The 17,440-nt window shown below is 35.0% G+C and carries 18 protein-coding genes and 2 riboswitches; of the genes, 16 read left to right on the top strand and 2 right to left on the bottom strand.

Features of this window, described 5'->3' with window-relative positions; translation table 11 throughout:
* Positions 1-165 precede the first annotated feature (165 nt).
* From ACODS7_RS10745 to ACODS7_RS10725, 5 genes are all read left to right on the top strand, one after another.
* Entirely contained in the window at positions 166-1,290 is a 1,125-nt protein-coding gene (locus tag ACODS7_RS10745; RefSeq protein ID WP_095690495.1) for a helix-turn-helix domain-containing protein, read from the top strand.
* Between the two features lie 16 nt (positions 1,291-1,306).
* Entirely contained in the window at positions 1,307-2,317 is a 1,011-nt protein-coding gene (locus ACODS7_RS10740; RefSeq protein ID WP_098629759.1) for an alpha/beta hydrolase, read from the top strand.
* A gap of 179 nt (positions 2,318-2,496) precedes the next feature.
* Positions 2,497-2,600: riboswitch (purine riboswitch) on the top strand.
* Positions 2,601-2,776: 176 nt separating this feature from the next.
* Positions 2,777-3,655 carry a 5'-methylthioadenosine/S-adenosylhomocysteine nucleosidase gene (locus ACODS7_RS10735; RefSeq protein ID WP_243168682.1) on the top strand — a complete coding sequence of 293 codons (879 nt, stop codon included), beginning with the start codon at positions 2,777-2,779 and terminating at the stop codon, positions 3,653-3,655.
* 212 nt (positions 3,656-3,867) lie between these two features.
* On the top strand, positions 3,868-4,224 hold the full coding sequence (locus ACODS7_RS10730; RefSeq protein ID WP_016080922.1) for a hypothetical protein: 357 nt from the start codon (positions 3,868-3,870) through the stop codon (positions 4,222-4,224).
* Positions 4,225-4,723: 499 nt separating this feature from the next.
* Positions 4,724-5,551 (top strand): endonuclease I family protein, encoded by an 828-nt coding sequence (locus ACODS7_RS10725; protein ID WP_029442833.1) that lies wholly within the window; start codon positions 4,724-4,726, stop codon positions 5,549-5,551.
* 170 nt (positions 5,552-5,721) lie between these two features.
* Here ACODS7_RS10725 and ACODS7_RS10720 read toward each other — a convergent pair whose 3' ends face one another.
* Positions 5,722-7,152: a YfcC family protein gene (locus ACODS7_RS10720; RefSeq protein ID WP_243168681.1), complete on the bottom strand. Its 1,431-nt coding sequence runs from the start codon at positions 7,150-7,152 to the stop codon at positions 5,722-5,724.
* A 199-nt stretch (positions 7,153-7,351) separates the two neighbouring features.
* Between ACODS7_RS10720 and rraA the strand changes: the two genes are divergently transcribed.
* The 7 genes from rraA to ACODS7_RS10685 all read left to right on the top strand — a co-directional run bounded on the left by rraA (position 7,352) and on the right by ACODS7_RS10685 (position 14,993).
* Positions 7,352-7,831 carry a ribonuclease E activity regulator RraA gene (gene rraA, locus ACODS7_RS10715; protein ID WP_243168680.1) on the top strand — a complete coding sequence of 160 codons (480 nt, stop codon included), beginning with the start codon at positions 7,352-7,354 and terminating at the stop codon, positions 7,829-7,831.
* A 339-nt stretch (positions 7,832-8,170) separates the two neighbouring features.
* On the top strand, positions 8,171-9,994 hold the full coding sequence (locus tag ACODS7_RS10710; RefSeq protein ID WP_016080926.1) for a DUF4430 domain-containing protein: 1,824 nt from the start codon (positions 8,171-8,173) through the stop codon (positions 9,992-9,994).
* Between the two features lie 57 nt (positions 9,995-10,051).
* Positions 10,052-10,879, top strand: coding sequence for a DUF4430 domain-containing protein (locus ACODS7_RS10705; protein WP_243168679.1), 828 nt, complete (start codon positions 10,052-10,054; stop codon positions 10,877-10,879).
* Between the two features lie 22 nt (positions 10,880-10,901).
* Positions 10,902-11,780 carry an energy-coupling factor transporter transmembrane component T gene (locus tag ACODS7_RS10700; RefSeq protein WP_029442830.1) on the top strand — a complete coding sequence of 293 codons (879 nt, stop codon included), beginning with the start codon at positions 10,902-10,904 and terminating at the stop codon, positions 11,778-11,780.
* Positions 11,753-13,414 (top strand): ABC transporter ATP-binding protein, encoded by a 1,662-nt coding sequence (locus ACODS7_RS10695; RefSeq protein ID WP_029442829.1) that lies wholly within the window; start codon positions 11,753-11,755, stop codon positions 13,412-13,414. Before ACODS7_RS10700 ends, ACODS7_RS10695 begins: the two co-directional genes overlap by 28 nt.
* Positions 13,387-14,088: an ECF transporter S component gene (locus ACODS7_RS10690; RefSeq protein ID WP_016080929.1), complete on the top strand. Its 702-nt coding sequence runs from the start codon at positions 13,387-13,389 to the stop codon at positions 14,086-14,088. The genes ACODS7_RS10695 and ACODS7_RS10690 overlap by 28 nt, the downstream gene beginning before the upstream one ends.
* 182 nt (positions 14,089-14,270) lie before the next feature.
* On the top strand, positions 14,271-14,993 hold the full coding sequence (locus ACODS7_RS10685) for a YwiC-like family protein (RefSeq protein WP_029442828.1): 723 nt from the start codon (positions 14,271-14,273) through the stop codon (positions 14,991-14,993).
* Positions 14,994-15,023: 30 nt separating this feature from the next.
* On the opposite strand, the gene ACODS7_RS10680 is transcribed toward ACODS7_RS10685, so the two are convergent.
* The gene (locus tag ACODS7_RS10680; RefSeq protein ID WP_016080931.1) at positions 15,024-15,215 is read right to left on the bottom strand and encodes a hypothetical protein; all 192 of its coding nucleotides are present in this window, start codon (positions 15,213-15,215) and stop codon (positions 15,024-15,026) included.
* Between the two features lie 131 nt (positions 15,216-15,346).
* A riboswitch (SAM riboswitch) is annotated at positions 15,347-15,445 on the top strand.
* Positions 15,446-15,485: 40 nt separating this feature from the next.
* On the opposite strand from ACODS7_RS10680, the gene ACODS7_RS10675 reads away from it, so the two are divergent.
* The 4 genes from ACODS7_RS10675 (at position 15,486) to ACODS7_RS10660 (ending at position 17,402) form a co-directional block, all read left to right on the top strand.
* A complete protein-coding gene (locus tag ACODS7_RS10675; protein ID WP_016080932.1) occupies positions 15,486-15,803 on the top strand; it encodes a hypothetical protein in 318 nt (105 codons plus the stop codon).
* A 261-nt stretch (positions 15,804-16,064) separates the two neighbouring features.
* Positions 16,065-16,448: an SWIM zinc finger family protein gene (locus ACODS7_RS10670; protein ID WP_029442827.1), complete on the top strand. Its 384-nt coding sequence runs from the start codon at positions 16,065-16,067 to the stop codon at positions 16,446-16,448.
* A gap of 28 nt (positions 16,449-16,476) precedes the next feature.
* Entirely contained in the window at positions 16,477-17,052 is a 576-nt protein-coding gene (locus ACODS7_RS10665) for an NAD(P)H-dependent oxidoreductase (protein WP_029442826.1), read from the top strand.
* Entirely contained in the window at positions 17,049-17,402 is a 354-nt protein-coding gene (locus ACODS7_RS10660; RefSeq protein WP_029442825.1) for a hypothetical protein, read from the top strand. Before ACODS7_RS10665 ends, ACODS7_RS10660 begins: the two co-directional genes overlap by 4 nt.
* Positions 17,403-17,440: the final 38 nt, after the last annotated feature.

The following is a 17,440-nucleotide window of genomic DNA, read 5'->3' as shown; positions in this document are numbered from 1 at the left end:
TATGTATCGGTACCGACATTAAAAAGGCAGGAACATATCAAATATGTTCCTGCCTTTGATTTTAGACAGATGTTTCCTAACAGTTGATTTTGTAAATGAAAGTCGAATTTAAATCCATATTTTGTGTGAAATATAAAACATATAATAAAAGTATGAGGTGATACAGTGAGAGAGATTCATATTCATAAAATCATTGCGAATAAGAGAAAAGAAAAGGGAATTACGCAGGAAGAGTTAGCGGCGTATATCGGTATTACGAAGGCATCTGTTTCCAAATGGGAGACGGGGCAGAGTTATCCGGATATTACATTTTTACCACTATTAGCATCGTACTTTAACATAAGTATTGATGAACTAATTAGTTATACACCACAAATGGAGCAGGAAGATATTAAAAATTTATATCATCGACTAGCCGAAGCTTTTAGTGAAGAACCGTTTGATGAAGTAATGATGGAGTGCAGGGGAATAATCAAAAAATATTATTCTTGTTTTCCATTATTAATTCAAATAGGAATACTTTTTATTAATCATCACATGTTAACAGAGGACACGGATAGAGGAATTGAAATTTTAGAAGAGGCAATGAATCTCTTTAGCAGAGTGCAGGAAGAAAGTGACGATGTTTCTCTTGTGAAAGAGGCGGCATCGTTTCAAGCAACTTGCTATCTTATACTCAATAGACCAAATGAGGTGCTTCAATTACTTGGCGAAACGATACGTCCTAACTTTCCAGAGGAAGATCTAATCGCACAGGCGTATCAAATGCTTGGAAATACTGAGAAGGCAAATGAAGTGATGCAAATTAGTATGTATCAACATTTAATACAACTCGTTGGGACAATACCGAATTATGTAGTAGTAAATGCTTCAAGCGCTGAAAAAGTAGAGGTAATTTTAAATAGAGCTTTTATGTTAATAGATATATATGAATTAGAAACGTTACATCCCAATATGACTTTAAAAGTATACTATGCTGCTGCACAAGTATATTGCATGCAAGGGAATTTTGAAGGTTCATTAGAAATGCTACGGAAATATGCAGCGGTTTGTACGAATAGCTTCACAGTAAATAGCCTGCATTTACACGGCGATTCCTATTTTGATGCGATTGATGGATGGTTTGCAGAATTTCCACTTGGTGCTAAAACAGTTAGAAATGAAGAGATTATAAAGCGAAGCATGCTACAAAGCATTGCAGAGAACCCGGTTTTCGTTCCGATGAAAGATGTAAGAGAGTACAAAAATATAATAGCGAGTTTGAAATTCAAATTAGATATAACGGAATAGAAGGAGGATTAATATAATGATCTTTGATGAATATGAAGTAGCGGTAAAAAGTGAATTAACTTTGCAAGGTACGATTACAAAGCCAAAAGCCGGTGGGAAGTATGCTGCTGTTGTAATTATCGCTGGATCTGGAGAAGTTGATCGTGATGGAACGATAGTACCGCTAAAGCTTGAGTCGAACATATATAAAGATTTAGCACATGTAATGGCGCAACTTGGAGTAGTGACGCTCCGTTTCGATAAGCGCGGAGTAGGAAAGAGTAACGGAGAAATTCTGAAGACTGGAATGTGGGATTTAGTTAGTGATATAGAGGCCATGATAACGTATTTAAAAGAACAACCATTTGTTGATCCAGAAAATATCATTTTAGCTGGTCATAGTGAAGGGTGTATGTTAGCCACTGTAGTAAACGCAAGAACACCAGTTAATGGACTCATACTTATTACAGGAGCTGCAGAATCATTAGAAGAAGCTACAAAAAGACAAAGAGAAATTGCTTATAAAGAACTAAAAGAGCAAAAAGGAATAAAAGGAAAACTAATGCGTCTTCTTAATGTAGAGAAACGCGGAGAAAAACAGATGGGAAAAATAAAAGAGAAAATGATGAACACAGAAAAAGATACGATTAAAGTTGGTTTTAAACCGATGAATGCAAAGTGGTTTAGAGAGCATTTTCAGCATGACATCTATAAAGACTTACAACAAGTAACATGTCCAGTACTAGCTATTGCTGGTGATAAAGATATTCAGGCTGACCCTGAAAGAGCGAAGCGGATCGGTGAGTATGTGAAGGGTGATTCTGAAGTACGTGTAGTAAAAAATATGGATCATAGTTTAAAAAGTTTTGAAGGTGAATTTAAAGCATTAGAGTTTAAAAAGAATTATGAAGAAGGGGCAGGAAAGCCACTTCATCCAGAGTTGGAAGAAATAATTGTGAATTGGATGGAAGCACATTTTATCCCGGGCAGTAAGGCTTTTACATCAAAATTAGGTGAGGAAGTTGGGAAAGAAAGAAACTGCTTGTAAAAGATTGGCTGTTGAGTGGGAATCTAGTTTAGTATATAAAAATTTTTAATGAAAAAATCTGTTAAGAAATAGTTTTTTTATCTAATTTTCATTTAAAAACGAACATTTTAAGTTATTGTATAGGAAATGTTCACTTTTTTCTTGCGAATATACTAGTAGTTTGTTATATTATCCATATAATAATTTTGAATAACATCACTCGTATATACTCGGTAATATGGTCCGAGCGTTTCTACCTAGTTCCCAATGAAAGAACTGGACTACGGGTTAAAGTATTCGGTCGCCCTGTGTAATGTGCGCTACCGTTCTATAATGTAGCATTGGTCTCATCTTTTGCTTCATTAACTTTGACTACCGTAGTTCTAGAAAGTAGAGAATCTTCTACAATTTCTAGAACTTTTTTTGTTTGGACCAAAAGCATCGAGTATAGAAAACAACAAGAGAAAGAGGAGATTATTTATGAAGAAGAATACGTTGAAAAAATGTGCTGCCCTAGTAACTACTATTGCATTGTCATTCTCGATACTTGCGGGATGTGATGCGAGTCCGAAACAAGTTGAGGCAAAAAGCAATCAAAAACCAATCTTAATTCAAGGGCCAATGCCGATAGAAGCAGAAAAGTTTGCGAAAAGGCTAAAAAATGTGAAAGAAGAAAAGTCTGGAACTTTTGTATTTTATAAAGGAACTGTCGACAATTATCCTGTAATCGTTGCAAAAACAGGTAAAGGAATGGAGAATACAGCAGCTGCTACAGCGGTGGCTATTGAAAAATATAAACCTACAGCAATTATTAACCAAGGAACATCAGGTGGACATGATCCAAATTTAAATGTATTTGATATTGTGTTAGGAAAACAAGTTGCAAATATAGGTTCATTAAAAACAACCAATAAGGATGAGAACCAAGGAATTGAGCTGACAAAATGGATATCTATGGACTTAATGGCTTCTGAAGGAAGTGCAGGAGAAGATCCAAATGCTGAGAAAATCCGATACTACGAAGGAGATAAGGAATTACTTGCAGCGGCTCATGCAGTGAAAGATAAGTATACAAAAGGTAAAGTAGTTGAAGGTACGATTGGTTCAGCAGACGTTTGGAATAATGAAGTTGATAGAATTAAGTGGTTCCATACAAAATACGGTACATCTGTAGAAGAAATGGAAGGAGCTGCAGCAGCTCAAATCGCGAAAGCTTATGATGTCCCATTTTTAGGAATTCGAGTATTATCTAATAATAAAACAAACGGCGGGAAATATAACCCAAATACAGCAGCGGCAAATCAAGAATATGTATATGAAGTAGTTAAAAAATATATAGATTCAATGCAAAGTAAATAGTAGTAGTTCTGTCCCGGCATAAACGTCAAGTAACTGTAAATGTTTTCGAGACGGATAAACTTGTCTTAGGAATGGTAGTTGAAAAAGAAAAGCTTGTTTCTTATAAAAAATATAAGAAACAAGCTTTTTTATTTAAAATAAATTGGATAATTAAACTATAACATCAATGTGCATCATTGAATATCATAATAATATAATGGAGGTGATGTTATATGGCTCTTACTACAGGACCAATTGAAAACGTAGGAAATCAACCTGCTAATGCAAATAGAGTTAGGGTGAAGATCCTTAACCGTACTGCGGGCCCGCTTACTGGAGTAGCTAGAGTTTTTAGACTTGACGGTTCATTAGTATTAATTGAACAGGTAAACTTCAATGTGAATTCTAATGCTTCAACTTTTGAAACTCTAAGTTTAGTTCATCCTGCTTTTGGACAAGCATTTGAATATGAAGTTCAAATTGTTCCTAATCAACCTGGTGGACTATATAGTGTTTATGGACTAACAGCTGACAGTGTTATCATTACTGCACAACGTGTTGTGAACTCAGAATTGACACAGTTTCTTTAATTAAAATAGATTGGTGCCTATATGGTATCCAATCTATTTTTGTACGTATTATTCAGAGAAAGAAAGGTTTTACACAAAAATAAAGACAGTTATGGAAAAAGGAAAAGTCGAGCTATCATCTTGATTTTTATTATTTCTGTCCTAAACTCTACCTTTTTTGTTGCATGGTTTTCTTTGAATGCTTTTTATTCAAACTGTTTTTTTAGTATTTATCAAATATGCATTATTGCATAAATAAATTTAAATTTATAAGTTAATATTAAACTACTTTTTAATTGTAAAGAATATTTTAATAATCTTTACGGGAGAAGGATATTTCTTGTGAAAAGTAAAATTGTTTGGAAAGTAGATAAACAAAAAGTTTGGAAATGATATAAACTCAATAGAGTTTTGTATTAAATAAAAAGAAAAGGGTGGGTATGGGTTTCTAAAAGTTTTGGGGGGAGAAAGCATTTTTTAGTTAGTAGCTTCAAATTATATTTTAAAGGGGAATGGGTATATGAAGTTTCGAAAGACAAAGATTGCTATGATTACACTATCTTCATTTTTTATTTTAGGTTCTGCATCTCTATCATTCACAGATACTATACACGGTGAAGTAGCTCCTGCATCAGTACAAGAGATTATTGTAAAAAGTTATGACGATACATATTATAATAACGCAATAGGAAAAACGGGCTTAGAATTAAAGAAGGAACTGCATAATATTATTGATAATCATACAAAGTTATCATACAGTGCGGTTTGGGAAGCACTAAGAGATACTGATGAAGATCCAAATAATAAAAATAATGTGATACTCTTATATACTGGTCGTTCGCAAGGGAAGCTTACGAATGGATCAGGAGTAAATAACTGGAACCGTGAGCATGTTTGGGCAAAATCTCACGGTGACTTTGGAACGACTGCAGGACCTGGAACAGATCTACATCATTTAAGAGCGACGGATGTATCTGTAAATAGTTCACGTGGAAATCTAGATTTTGATAATGGTGGTGTAAATCATTCTGAAGCGACAGAATGTAAATATGATAGTGATTCTTGGGAACCTCGTGATAGTGTAAAAGGAGATATTGCTAGAATGCTGTTTTATATGGCTGTTCGTTACGAGGGAGACAACGGCGAAATAGATTTAGAACTAAATGAAAAAGTGAATAACAATAAAGATCCATACATGGGGAAACTATCTGTTTTATTAAAATGGAATGAACAAGACCCGGTGGATGATTTAGAGCGAAAGCGTAATGAAGTGATTTTTACAAAATATCAACATAACCGCAATCCTTTTATTGATCATCCTGAATGGGTAAATGAAATTTGGAACTAAGATTTTTAAAGGTATTATATTTTGATAAGAAGGGATTGATTATTATGATCAATCCCTTCTTATATCTATACTAGAATAAATGATTTTTATAGGATTGGAGAGGAAAATAGAATAGATATTTTTATGAAACGATAGTACTTATTTATCAAGTTAAGTATATTATGAGTCTTTTAGTACGGTCCCCACTCAATATTCACCCCAACAATAAGAAAAACAAGTCCAATGATAAACCAAATGAATGCAAGTGGAGCCATGAAACGAATCCATTTTCCGTAAGAAATACCGCTTGCTGCGAGAACGCCCATTAAAACACCGGAAGTTGGATTTAAGCAGTTTACTACACCTTCTCCAAGCATAACAGCTTGTACTGTAACTTGGCGTGTAATGTGCATGAAATCAGCTAATGGAGCTAATATCGGAATGAAAATAACCGATTCTCCTGTCCCGGATGAAATGAGGAAATGTAATGCGGCACTACTCACATACATGCCGATAACACCAAATACAGGGCTTTGTCCTTCGAGAGCTTGTGCGAGTTGGTTAACAATCGTATCAAGCAATTTTCCTTGTTCTAAAATGACTGAAATACAACGAGCCATTCCGACGATTAAAGCACCGTATATGAGATTTTGGCAACCTGCTAGAAAAGTAGAAGCGATATCGTTTGCTTTCATACCACCTATTATTCCCGCTGTAATTGCTATGAAAATAAAAGTAGCAGTCATTTCTGCGTCCGTCCAATGTAGACGAAAAGCGCCTATTAAAAATGCAATTAATGATAAAGCTGAAACGAGTAAAATTAATTTATGACGTATCGTCCAAGGAACTTCTTTTTTCTCTGTTTCTTTTTCGCTTGAAAGAGCGTTACTTGGAAACCAGTTGTCGCCAAGAATGCTTCCTTTATTTGATTTTTTCAAGCGTTTTACATACCAATTTATATAAAGGATAGTGGCAAGTAAAAAAGATATATAGATTGCGGTGCGTAAACCAATCCCGGAAAACATCGGAAGTTCTGCGATCTTTTGTGAAATGCCTAAAGGTGAGGGAGATAAAATAGTAGCATTAAAACCAGCATAAGTACCTAAATAAATAATTGCTACACCGACGATAGCGTCCCATTTTAACGTGCGTGCAACGATGATACCGATGGGGATAAAACCGATAACTGAGTTAACGATAATACCAGTCGTTCCAAGAATAGAAAAGAGCGCAGCAACTATACAAATGAAAAGTAATTGCTGATTCCGAAATTTGTTAATAACATGATAGATTAAACCGTCAAGAGCACCTGTTTTTTCAAGAATTGCAATAGCTCCACCTGTAAATAAAATTAGAAAGATAATAGGAGCAGCAAGTGTCATTCCTTTTTCAATAGCGGTAAAAAAAGAAACAAAGCCTACGGGTGATTGCGGAACAGAATGATAGCTACCTGGTATTGTTGTTGTAAAGGTCCCGTTTGTAACCCTTTTAAATTCTCCGGCAGGAACGAAATAAGTAGCGATGGCGCAAAGTAAGGCAATAAAAAATAGTAGTACGTACGCATCAGGCATTTTAAACTTTGATTTACTAGGTTGTTTTTTTGCCTCAGTTTGTATTTGCATAAAATTCCTCCTTCTTCACTTGGTTAATTTTTAATATTCTGAATTTAATCTGTGAAATAGATTATAATAAAGGTGGCTTCTTAAGGCAATAGTTTTTGTATCCTTTCCCGTACATACAAATTATTGCAATATTAGACAGAGAAACGAAAATAAGCCAAGAATATGTTAAATAGAAAGAAAAAGGAAAAGAGGGAACAAAATGTGGAAAACTACGGATCTATGTGATGAATTTGAAAAGGAATTACAAATATGTCGCCAGTCTTTTCGGTCTTTTGGGAAGAAAGAACAATTCCACGGGAAAATTGCAACTGTAAAAGTGAAAGATGATAATGTACTAGTGAAGGAAGGATTGCAAACACTCCCAGAAGGAACAGTATTAGTTGTTGATGGCGGAGCGTCTACGAATTGTGCGTTACTTGGTGATAATTTGGCAGCTATTGCGGAAGAAAGAAAGCTAGCAGGAATTATTGTGAATGGATATGTTCGTGATTCTAGTGAACTAAAGAATATTAATATTGGTATTTTAGCGTTAGGGACGATGCCAAATAGAAGTGTGAAAGAAGGAAAGGGAGAACGAAATATTTCACTGCACTTTGGACAAGTGGAATGGAATCCAAATGAATATGTCTATGCGGATGAAGATGGCGACATTATTAGTGAAAAGAGTTTACATAGTTAAGAGTTAATAAGTTATTATTCTTAGAAAATAAATCCGATAAAGCATGGACAAAATTCTTTGTCAATAGTAAAATAATACAGAAATTTAAAATTTACAGAATGTATAGGTTTATCGTTTTACGATAACTTAAATGGAAGTAAGTTGTGCCAAGAAAAGTGAATGTTATCACAATGATACGTTCATAAACAAAATTATTTTTCCTATACAAATATAGCCGCGAATAATGCGGGTAGGAGGTGTTGTACATTTTTGTTCGACACTTACAAAAAGAGAGTGTCAATCGCACGCCCTTGAAGGGCCTTTTTTTGTGTAAATGGTAGTAAGGGAGGAAATTTTGGGATGGCAATGTTGAAAAAATGGCTGCTTACGTCGTTAATGGCAGTGACACTTGTATTTGTTTCTTTTGCGAATACAGTACATATTACGTTTGCTGAAGAAAATACAGCAAAACTTGCAATTATTGGGGAATCACAAAAAGGCATTATGTTATGTCCGAAAGAAGAGCAAATTAAAGATGGGGAAACAGCTTTAAGTTTGCTGCAAAAGGTCATGGGGGACAAAGTAGAATCTGAAACGATGTCGTTTGGAACATATGTAAAAGGAATCGATGGTTTAATGGCCGGGGCTACAAGTGCTTGGCTGTATGATGTAAATGATAAGTCTGCAGAAGTCGGAGCAGATAGTTATAAATTAAAATCTGGAGATGTTGTTGTCTTTCGCTTTGTTTCAGACTGGAGCAATATGAGCCAGGAAACATTGAAAGAAACGTTAGATAAGTTCGGAACTTGTAAAACAGAAGAACCAAAACCAGAAGGCGAAAATGGTAAACCGACAGTCGAGCCAAAACCAGAAGGTGAAAATGGTAAGCCGACAGTCGAGCCAAAACCGGAAGGTGAAAATGGCAAACCGACAGTTGAGCCAAAACCGGAAGGTGAAAATGGTAAACCGACAGTCGAGCCAAAACCAGAAGGTGAAAATGGTAAAAAAACAGAACAACCAAAGCAAGAGAACATTCAAGTTCCAAGTGCACAATTAAATGAAGCCATTTCTAAAACATCAGACAAGATGTTACAAGATGGAATTGAAAGTGATTGGGTAGCTGTAGCGCTTTCTCGTTCTGGAAAGAATGTGCCAATTGAGGCAAAATTAAATTATGTTAAGTCAGTAACTGAAAAAGTAGAAAAGCGCATTAATCGTTTTTCAGCGACAGATTTAGCTAGAACAATTATTATGATGAATGCAATGAGTGCAGACCCTAAAAATGTAGGTGGACATAATTTAGTTCAAAAATTGTATGAGTCAGATAAAGTGAATTCTGTTACAGGTTATGCATTTGCTTTACTTGCATTTGATACGAAGAAGTATGAGATTCCAGTTGAATCAAAATGGAACAGAGTTGCTCTAGTGGAAGCACTGTTAAATAATCAGCATACAGACGGTGGATGGACTTATAATAGTTCAGGTAGTAAAGATAGTGCTAGTAGCGTTGATGTAACAGGTATGGTTTTATCAGCATTAGCTCCTTATCAAGAGCGATCAGATGTGAAACCAGCTATACAAAAAGCTGTTGCGTATTTATATAACGAACAGCTGCAAAATGGCGGTTTTTCAGCTGATGGACAAGAAAATTCAAATAGTACTGCGCAAGCAATTATTGGATTATCTCTTGTTAAAGATGTAGATCAAAATCGTCTTCATAAGGCAATGCAAAACCTATTATCATATCAACTTTCAAATGGTGAATTTAAATGGTTACCAAGTGATCAAAATGGTAACGGAATGGCTACAGAACAGGCTCTTTTAGCATTACTTCAATTTAAGGAAATGGGAAAATCTATTTATGATTGGTCTAATGTAGACGCTGGTGATGTAATTAAGCCAAAACCGATTGAAGAGCCAGAAAAGGTCGTTGAACCAGAAAATAATGTAGTAGAAAAAGAAGTTACTGAAGAACCGAAAGAACAAAACCAAGTACAACAAGAAACAAAAGATGAAAATCTAAAAGTAGTTGTAGATAACGAACCGGTTAAGAATAAAAAAATCGGAAACGGTAACAGTCTACCAAAAACAGGAGCATCTTCTCATAGTGCAGCAACAGAAGTAGGTATGGGTGTATTATGTATTGCTTCTGCATATGTATTATGGAGACGTAAAGCAGCTTAACAAAAAATTAGGAGCAATTATTTGCTCCTAATTTTCGTATGAAAGGTGAGAGATAGGATGAGTAAGGTGAAATGGTTCATTTCTTTACTGCTTTCGCTTGGGCTACTTGCCGGATGTGAAGAGGCAGGTGTAAAGCCTGAGAAGAAGGTAGAACCGAAGCAAGAAGAGGTAGCGAAACAAGAAGAACAAAAAAATGAAGCGAAGCCGGAAGAAAAAACAGAAGAAAAGCAAGCTGAATCAGAGCAAAAGCAGCAAGAAGAGCAGAAAGAGAAACAAGAACAAAAAGTAGAAGAGAAGCCGAAAGAGGAAAAGCCGCAGGCACAACCAGAGATAAAGAAAGAAGAGAAACAACAGGAACAACCGAAAGAACAGCCGGATGTAAATAAGCAACCAGAGCAGCAACAAGCACAAGAAGAGAAACAACAACCGAAAGCACCAGAAGTAAAAGAAGAAGCAAAGGTTGTGAATCAGCCGAAAGAAACACCGAAGCAGGAGCAAAAGAAAAAGCCAGAAGAGAACAATAGTGTACCAGCTCCACCAACACCGGTACCACCACAAAACCCAGTGCCACCACCAGTACCTAAAGCAAAACAAGTAACAATCTCGGTAAAAGGAAATAACGGATATATAATGGGTGCGAAAAAGATGGATGTACAAGATGGCGATACTGTGTATAAAGTATTACAACGTACAGGATTAGATGTTGATGCAAGCGGATCTAGAGATAGTATTTATGTAAAAGGTATTAATGATTTATATGAAAAAGATATTGCGGATACTAGTGGATGGAAATATCGTGTGAACGGTGCTTTTCCAAACCATAGTGCTGGTGTAGTTACGGTAAAACCAGGAGATACAATTGAGTGGGTATACGTATTACAATAAGAAAGGCATTCGGTAAAGGGCTATGAAAATAAGTTTTTCTTCTTTACATCCTTTTGTGAATTTTTTCTATTATATCGGGGTGATGATACTATGTATGATGTGTCTTCATCCTCTTTTTTTAATTGGAGCAATAGTATTAATTATTATGTTAAATGTGATGCAAGGAAATAGCGAAAAGATAAGAAAGATGCTACCGAGCACAATTGTTTTCTTTTTTATGGTAATTTTATTTAATTCGTTATTAACGCATAGAGGTCGAACTACGTTATTTTGGTTAGGTGATAGCCGTATTAAGCTTGAGGCGATTATGTTTGGAATAGTAATGGGGTTATTACTAGTTGCAGTTATGTTTACGTTTGCGTCATACAATGATATTATTTCCAGTCATAAATTTTTATATCTGTTTTCAAGAATTTCACCGAAAGTTGCATTGTTAACGATGATTACAGTGAGATTTGTTCCTTTGTTTATAAGACGATTAAAGAAAATCACACTCGTCCAAAAAACGAAAGGTGTGCAGGTAGATTCAGGTTCAATGATGGAACGCGTGAAAAATGGTATGCAATTGCTGCAAGTATTATTAATTTGTTCATTAGAAGATGCACTGCAAACGGCAGATTCTATGCAAGCTCGTGGATTTGGTGTGACGAAGCGTACGACGTATATTCGCTATAGAATGGAAAAGCGCGATTGGTATACGCTCAGTTATTTAATCATTTTATTTATAGCTGCTATTATATGTAGTAATTATGGCGGAGGGAAATTGATTATTTATCCGAAAGTCGAATCTATTTTATTCCAGCAATATGATGGAATGATGTTTGTATTATTTACACTGTTTATTAGTTTACCAATTATGATGGAAGGAAAGGAATGGATATGGTGGCGCATGCAGAAATAAACAATTTATCATTTGTATATGCTGATGAAAACGAATATGCGTTACAGCATATTTCTCTTTCTGTTCAAAAAGGTGAGTTTATTGCACTTGCTGGAGGATCGGGATCTGGGAAGACGACTTTATTAAAACATTTTAAAAAGGAGTTACTTCCAATTGGTACGCGTTCTGGAGAGATATTTTATGAGGGTGTTTTAATAGAGGAAGTAGCTGATTTGTTATCTGCCCAAGAAATTGGGATGGTATTTCAAAACCCAGAAAATCAGATCGTTATGGATACAGTGATTCAAGAATTAGCATTTTCTTTAGAAAATATCGGATTACCATCACATAATATTCAAAAAAGAATAGCGGAGCTTATTAGTTTTTTAGGATTTCAAGATTTATTGCATCAATCTGTTCACACGTTATCTGGCGGGCAAAAGCAACTTGTCAATTTAGCTGCGGTATTAGTTATGCAGCCGAAGTTACTATTATTAGATGAACCGACAGCCCAGTTAGATCCAATTGCTGCGAAAGAGTTTTTAGGATTATTAAAACGTATTAATGAAGAACTTGGAATTACGATTATTTTAAGTGAACATCGTTTAGATGAAGTTATACCGCTTGCAACACGCGTTGTTTGTATGGATAATGGCCGTATTATGTATGATGGTAGTCCTAAAACTGTTATTACGAATATGTGGGGAGTAGAAACATTCCGTCCATTTATTCCGCAAATTCCAAGGCTATTTTTAGAGTGGAATGTGAGAGATATTCCGTTTACAGTGCGAGAGGCGCAAATGAAAATGAATGATTTTGCAGCGATATCATATGTAAATGACCCAATAGCACAAAGTGAAAAGCAAGAGGTAATTTTAAGCGCAGAGCATATTTCGTTCCAGTACGAAAAAAGTAGTCCGCTTATTTTACGTGATTTATCAGTTTCAATTGAAAAAGGAAAATGGGTAGCGCTCGTTGGGAAGAACGGTACAGGTAAGTCTACACTGTTAACGATTTTAGCAGGATTACAAAAAGCGAGAAGAGGGAAAGTAAAGTGGAACGGGAAAGTGATACATAAAATTGATTCGAAAGAACGATTTAAAAGGATCGGGTATGTATCGCAACATCCGTATTATCATTTTACATTTGATACAGTGTGGGATGAAGTGTATGAACGTGCACGTGAATTATACGGAGAACAAGGAAAAGAAATAGCAGAAGATATGTTGAAGAAGTTTTGGTTGTACTCGCTTAAAGAACGCCATCCGCATGATTGTAGCGGGGGAGAGCAACAACTACTTGCGTTATGTACAACGTTATTATCAAAGCCAACTTTATTATTACTTGATGAACCGACAAAGGGGCTAGATCCGTGGAAGAAAGAAAGAGTAGGAGAACTATTTAGGAAGCTACAAAAAGAAGGAACAACAATTATAATGGCAACGCATGACATTGAATTTGCAGCGAAATACGTTGATCAATGTATGATGTTATTTGACGGAACAGTCATTATGAATGATGCACCGAAAGAATTTTTTAGCGGCAATTTCTTTTATACAACATCTATTAATCGATTCATTCGAAAAGAATTGCCATATGCATTAACGTGGGAGGATGTGTACGAAGCGTGTCCAAACGATATGTTGCATTCATAATATGTATTTTTGCAGTAATAATAGGCACATTACTTCTTACGACACTTGTCATGGACGGTTATTACATGTTAAGTAGTTTGTTTATATTAGCAGTTATTATGTTACCTTTCTATATCCGTTTTGAAAGAAAGGCGTTTGTTTCACGTGAAATTGTTCTCGTTGCTGTATTAGCGGCAATTGCAGCAGTAAGCAGAGTGCCATTTTCTATTTTACCAAGTGTACAACCAACTTCTTTTGTCATTATTGTTTCTGCAATTGTATTTGGAAGTGAAACTGGTTTTATGATTGGTGCCACAGCAGCGATCGTATCTAATATTTTTTTAGGACAAGGTCCGTGGACACCGTGGCAAATGTTTTCGTGGGGCATGATTGGTTTTATAGCAGGTTTACTTCGTAATACATTTTTAATGAAAAAACTATGGGGGAGACTTCTTTACGGAGTAATTGTTGGATTTTTATTTGGCTGGATTATGAATTTCTGGGGTCTTCTCGGTTTTATAAGAGAAGCAACGTGGGAGACTGTCATTTCGTATTATATCGCAAGTTTTTATTTTGATTTGAGTCATGCGATTTCGAATGTTATTTTCTTACTACTATTTAGTACGTCTTGGATTACGATTCTTACAAGATTTAAAAAGAAATACGGTATATTAGATGAGCATAACGTGACATAGAAAAGCATACTCATATAAGGTAGGGTCGCGACTTACATATTCGTTTGCCTCTTTCATGCTTCTTACATATTGTAAGGAGCATTTTTTTGTCAAAAAATAGATTCAATATGCATCCGCCATTATATAAAATTATTTGTATAATAGTACGTGAGAACTCTTTTCAAGAGGGAGGTGTATAGTTAATGAAGTTAGTTATTCCGAAGCAACATGGTGCATGGGCCATGCTTGTTATACCTTTTCTATTAAGTGTCATACTTGGGAAACCCACTATTTATCATATTCCATTGTTTATAGCATGGTTTTTTATCTATTTAGCTACATATCCATTTCTGACGTACATAAAGCAAAGACGAAAAAAAGAGTTTTTACACGCCGCAATTGTTTATTTTAGTATTGCGTTCCTATTCGGGATGATTTCTTTATTATATGAGTGGCGAATTCTTTTATTCGTAATAGTAATGATTCCATTATTTATAGTAAATATGTATTATGCTCGTCAAAAAAATGAAAGAGCACTATTAAATGATATTTGTGCAATTATTGTATTTTGTATCGGTGGGTTAATTAGTTATTATTTTTCAATGAAGCAAATCGATCATATAGCATTATTCATTGCGCTTAGTTCATTCTTATACTTTTTAGGTAGTACGTTTTATGTGAAAACGATGATTCGTGAAAAAAATAATCCGAAGTATCGTCTTATATCTTGGGGATATCATATCGTATTAACTATAATTGTATTTGTGATTAATCCGTGGTGTTCTCTTATTTTTATACCAAGTGTCATTCGAGCAATTGTGTTGTATGGCAAAAAAATCTCTATTATAAAAGTAGGGATTTTAGAAATTGCTAATTCTGTATATTTTTTAATCATAACGGCAATAATTATGAAGTATGCCATTTGAAAAAACTTCCCATCGATAGATGGGAAGTTTTTAATCTTTTTCTAAAATGTGAACGGTGTACTCGCAACGTTGAATAGCTTGTTCAACAGCATAAAGTGATTGTTCAATACGAGCACGATTAAAATCTTTTTCAACTGTTTCAAGTGCTTCTTCTAAACAGTGTTTTGCTTCTTGTAATGATTGAAAAGAATCTTGTACATATCCGCGAGCATTTTGATGCATTTTATAATCCTCCTTAGCTGTTCATATACGAGTAGTATGAACAGTAAGAAAGAAAATATAATTTGTTATATTTATTATATTTGTTTGACAATTAAAGTGAAATTACGTATAGTAAGGTTTAAGTGAATATTTTCTTATCCAGAGAGGTGGAGGGACTGGCCCGATGAAACCCAGCAACCGCGATGCAGGTGCTAATTCCAGCAGAACATATTTGTTCTGGGAGATAAGACGAAGATATATACGTAACTTCTTCTTATCGGAGAGGTTTTTTTGTTGCAAAAAAACCGATTACGAAAATTTATATTAAGAAGAAAGGGGTTGCGAATTACTGTGACACTCGAAAAATACGTAAAACTGCGTAGTACAGTTTATGAATATATGATAGAGCAAGATAAGCCGATATCATTGTTAGATATTCAAGAACATATCGTTTCGCATCATGAAGGAAAATTCACGAAAAAAATGTTACATCAATTTTATTTATCAAGGCTATTAGACGAACTGAAACTGGATGGGAAAATTACATTAGCTGATGAATATCTCTATGCTGAAAAAGGGGTATTTTATAAGGCGAGAAAAGGGAGCTAAGCTCTCTTTTTTTTAAAAATAACGGAGTATGTAGAGTAAAAGACTGCTAAAGCAGCCTGATACAGGGAATGGTGTTGAGTGTGTAGTGTCAAAAATTGAATGTGCCTGAAAGAGGCAATTCGTATCGGCTGCAAATGAAAAGAGACACCTTCGCCGAATAGGTGTCAGTCGTTTTGTAAAATAGACTTGCTATTTAACAGTTCTTAGAATAACATGCAGGGTTTTGGAAGTCAAAAGGGAATTAAAGGAAGGGGTACAATTATGTACGCTTACTTATTAAAAGATATAACGAAATGGATCCCAAAGTACGTTGTAGATAAGGGATATGAATATTATGAAGATGGATATATAGAAGATGTTGAAATACAAGATAACAAAGTGTTTGCATTCGTTACTGGAAATGCAGGGAATTATGAAGTAGTTATCGATCTCGAAGATTTTTCAAAAAGTAGTTGCGAATGTCCGTATGAAAATTATTGTAAACATATGGCGGCAGTTGTTTATGATATTCAAGGTGCTGGTGAGAGTGCAGTTAAAGAGAAACTAAAAGATTTAGAAAAAGAAGAGTTACTTACTGTATTAAATCGACTGTTGCAAAGTTCGAAAAACGTACAAATTGTAGAGAAGTTATTAAAGAAGGGGTAACTTTAAAGATAGAGGGAGTTGTTTTGTAGTGAACGTACTGATTATATACGCTCATCCTAATCCTTCAAGTTTTAACGGGGCAATTTTAGAGCATGTGCAAAAAGGGCTACAGGAAACAAATCATTCGGTTACGTTGCTTGATTTATACAAGGAACAATTTGATCCGGTACTTGTATTCAATGAAGAGAAGAAAAGACGTGATTTAGTAAATGAAGAAGAGACAGCGCGGTATAGAAAATTAGTGGAAGAAGCAGATACACTTCTCTTTATATATCCGATATGGTGGTGGGGGATGCCAGCTATTTTAAAAGGTTTTATTGACCGTATTTTCGTAGCTGGATTTGCTTATAAATATGAAGGTGCTCTTCCGAAAGGGTTATTGAAAGGTAAGAAAGCTTGGGTTATTAATACGTTAGACTCGCCTCTATGGTACGTCGCATTGTTATATCGATCAGCAGATTGGATTATGATGAAGAGAGGTGTTTTACGTTTTTGTGGCATTCGTGATATAAAACGGTCAGTTTTTCAATCTGTGAAAACGAGTAAAGTATCAAAGCGCGAAAAATGGTTATTACAAATAGAAGAAAAGGCTCGTACATTATGAATGAAGTCGATCGTATTATAAACTGTTGTCAGTATGATAACGAACTTTTTCGGAAGTATATTACGTGTTTACTTCAATTGAAAAAATGCAGCGATACATTTCAACAAATTCAAATAGAGTTAAGAAATGATTATTTAATAAGGGGAATTTGTGAAAGAGAAGTTGATGAGGTAGTACGGGGAAGTAAAGAATATGAAATGCATTTTCTTCCTAAAGTATTACAGTGGAATTTTTTGAGGGAACATCCACACCTGATTGGAAAAATTTGCGAAGATTTTTTTGCATTTGAGTCATTACATCTTAAGGACATAGAGTGGGATACAGTTATAAATTGCATGGGAAATAAATGATTTATTATGTAAAAAAGCTAGTATAAAACTAGCTTTTC

The sequence above is a fragment of the Bacillus sp. FG16 genome, from assembly GCF_057809515.1.
Note: the sequence above shows the minus strand (reverse complement) of the source record. Positions and strands in the feature narration are given on the sequence as shown.

Coding starts and splice junctions, on each gene's coding strand:
- ACODS7_RS10740 (WP_098629759.1), top strand. CDS start 1,307: ATGATCTTTGATGAATATGAAGTAGCGGTAAAAAGTGAATTAACTTTG.
- ACODS7_RS10735 (WP_243168682.1), top strand. CDS start 2,777: ATGAAGAAGAATACGTTGAAAAAATGTGCTGCCCTAGTAACTACTATT.
- ACODS7_RS10730 (WP_016080922.1), top strand. CDS start 3,868: ATGGCTCTTACTACAGGACCAATTGAAAACGTAGGAAATCAACCTGCT.
- ACODS7_RS10725 (WP_029442833.1), top strand. CDS start 4,724: ATGAAGTTTCGAAAGACAAAGATTGCTATGATTACACTATCTTCATTT.
- ACODS7_RS10720 (WP_243168681.1), bottom strand. CDS start 7,152: ATGCAAATACAAACTGAGGCAAAAAAACAACCTAGTAAATCAAAGTTT.
- rraA (WP_243168680.1), top strand. CDS start 7,352: ATGTGGAAAACTACGGATCTATGTGATGAATTTGAAAAGGAATTACAA.
- ACODS7_RS10710 (WP_016080926.1), top strand. CDS start 8,171: ATGGCAATGTTGAAAAAATGGCTGCTTACGTCGTTAATGGCAGTGACA.
- ACODS7_RS10705 (WP_243168679.1), top strand. CDS start 10,052: ATGAGTAAGGTGAAATGGTTCATTTCTTTACTGCTTTCGCTTGGGCTA.
- ACODS7_RS10700 (WP_029442830.1), top strand. CDS start 10,902: ATGAAAATAAGTTTTTCTTCTTTACATCCTTTTGTGAATTTTTTCTAT.
- ACODS7_RS10695 (WP_029442829.1), top strand. CDS start 11,753: ATGGATATGGTGGCGCATGCAGAAATAAACAATTTATCATTTGTATAT.
- ACODS7_RS10685 (WP_029442828.1), top strand. CDS start 14,271: ATGAAGTTAGTTATTCCGAAGCAACATGGTGCATGGGCCATGCTTGTT.
- ACODS7_RS10680 (WP_016080931.1), bottom strand. CDS start 15,215: ATGCATCAAAATGCTCGCGGATATGTACAAGATTCTTTTCAATCATTA.
- ACODS7_RS10670 (WP_029442827.1), top strand. CDS start 16,065: ATGTACGCTTACTTATTAAAAGATATAACGAAATGGATCCCAAAGTAC.
- ACODS7_RS10660 (WP_029442825.1), top strand. CDS start 17,049: ATGAATGAAGTCGATCGTATTATAAACTGTTGTCAGTATGATAACGAA.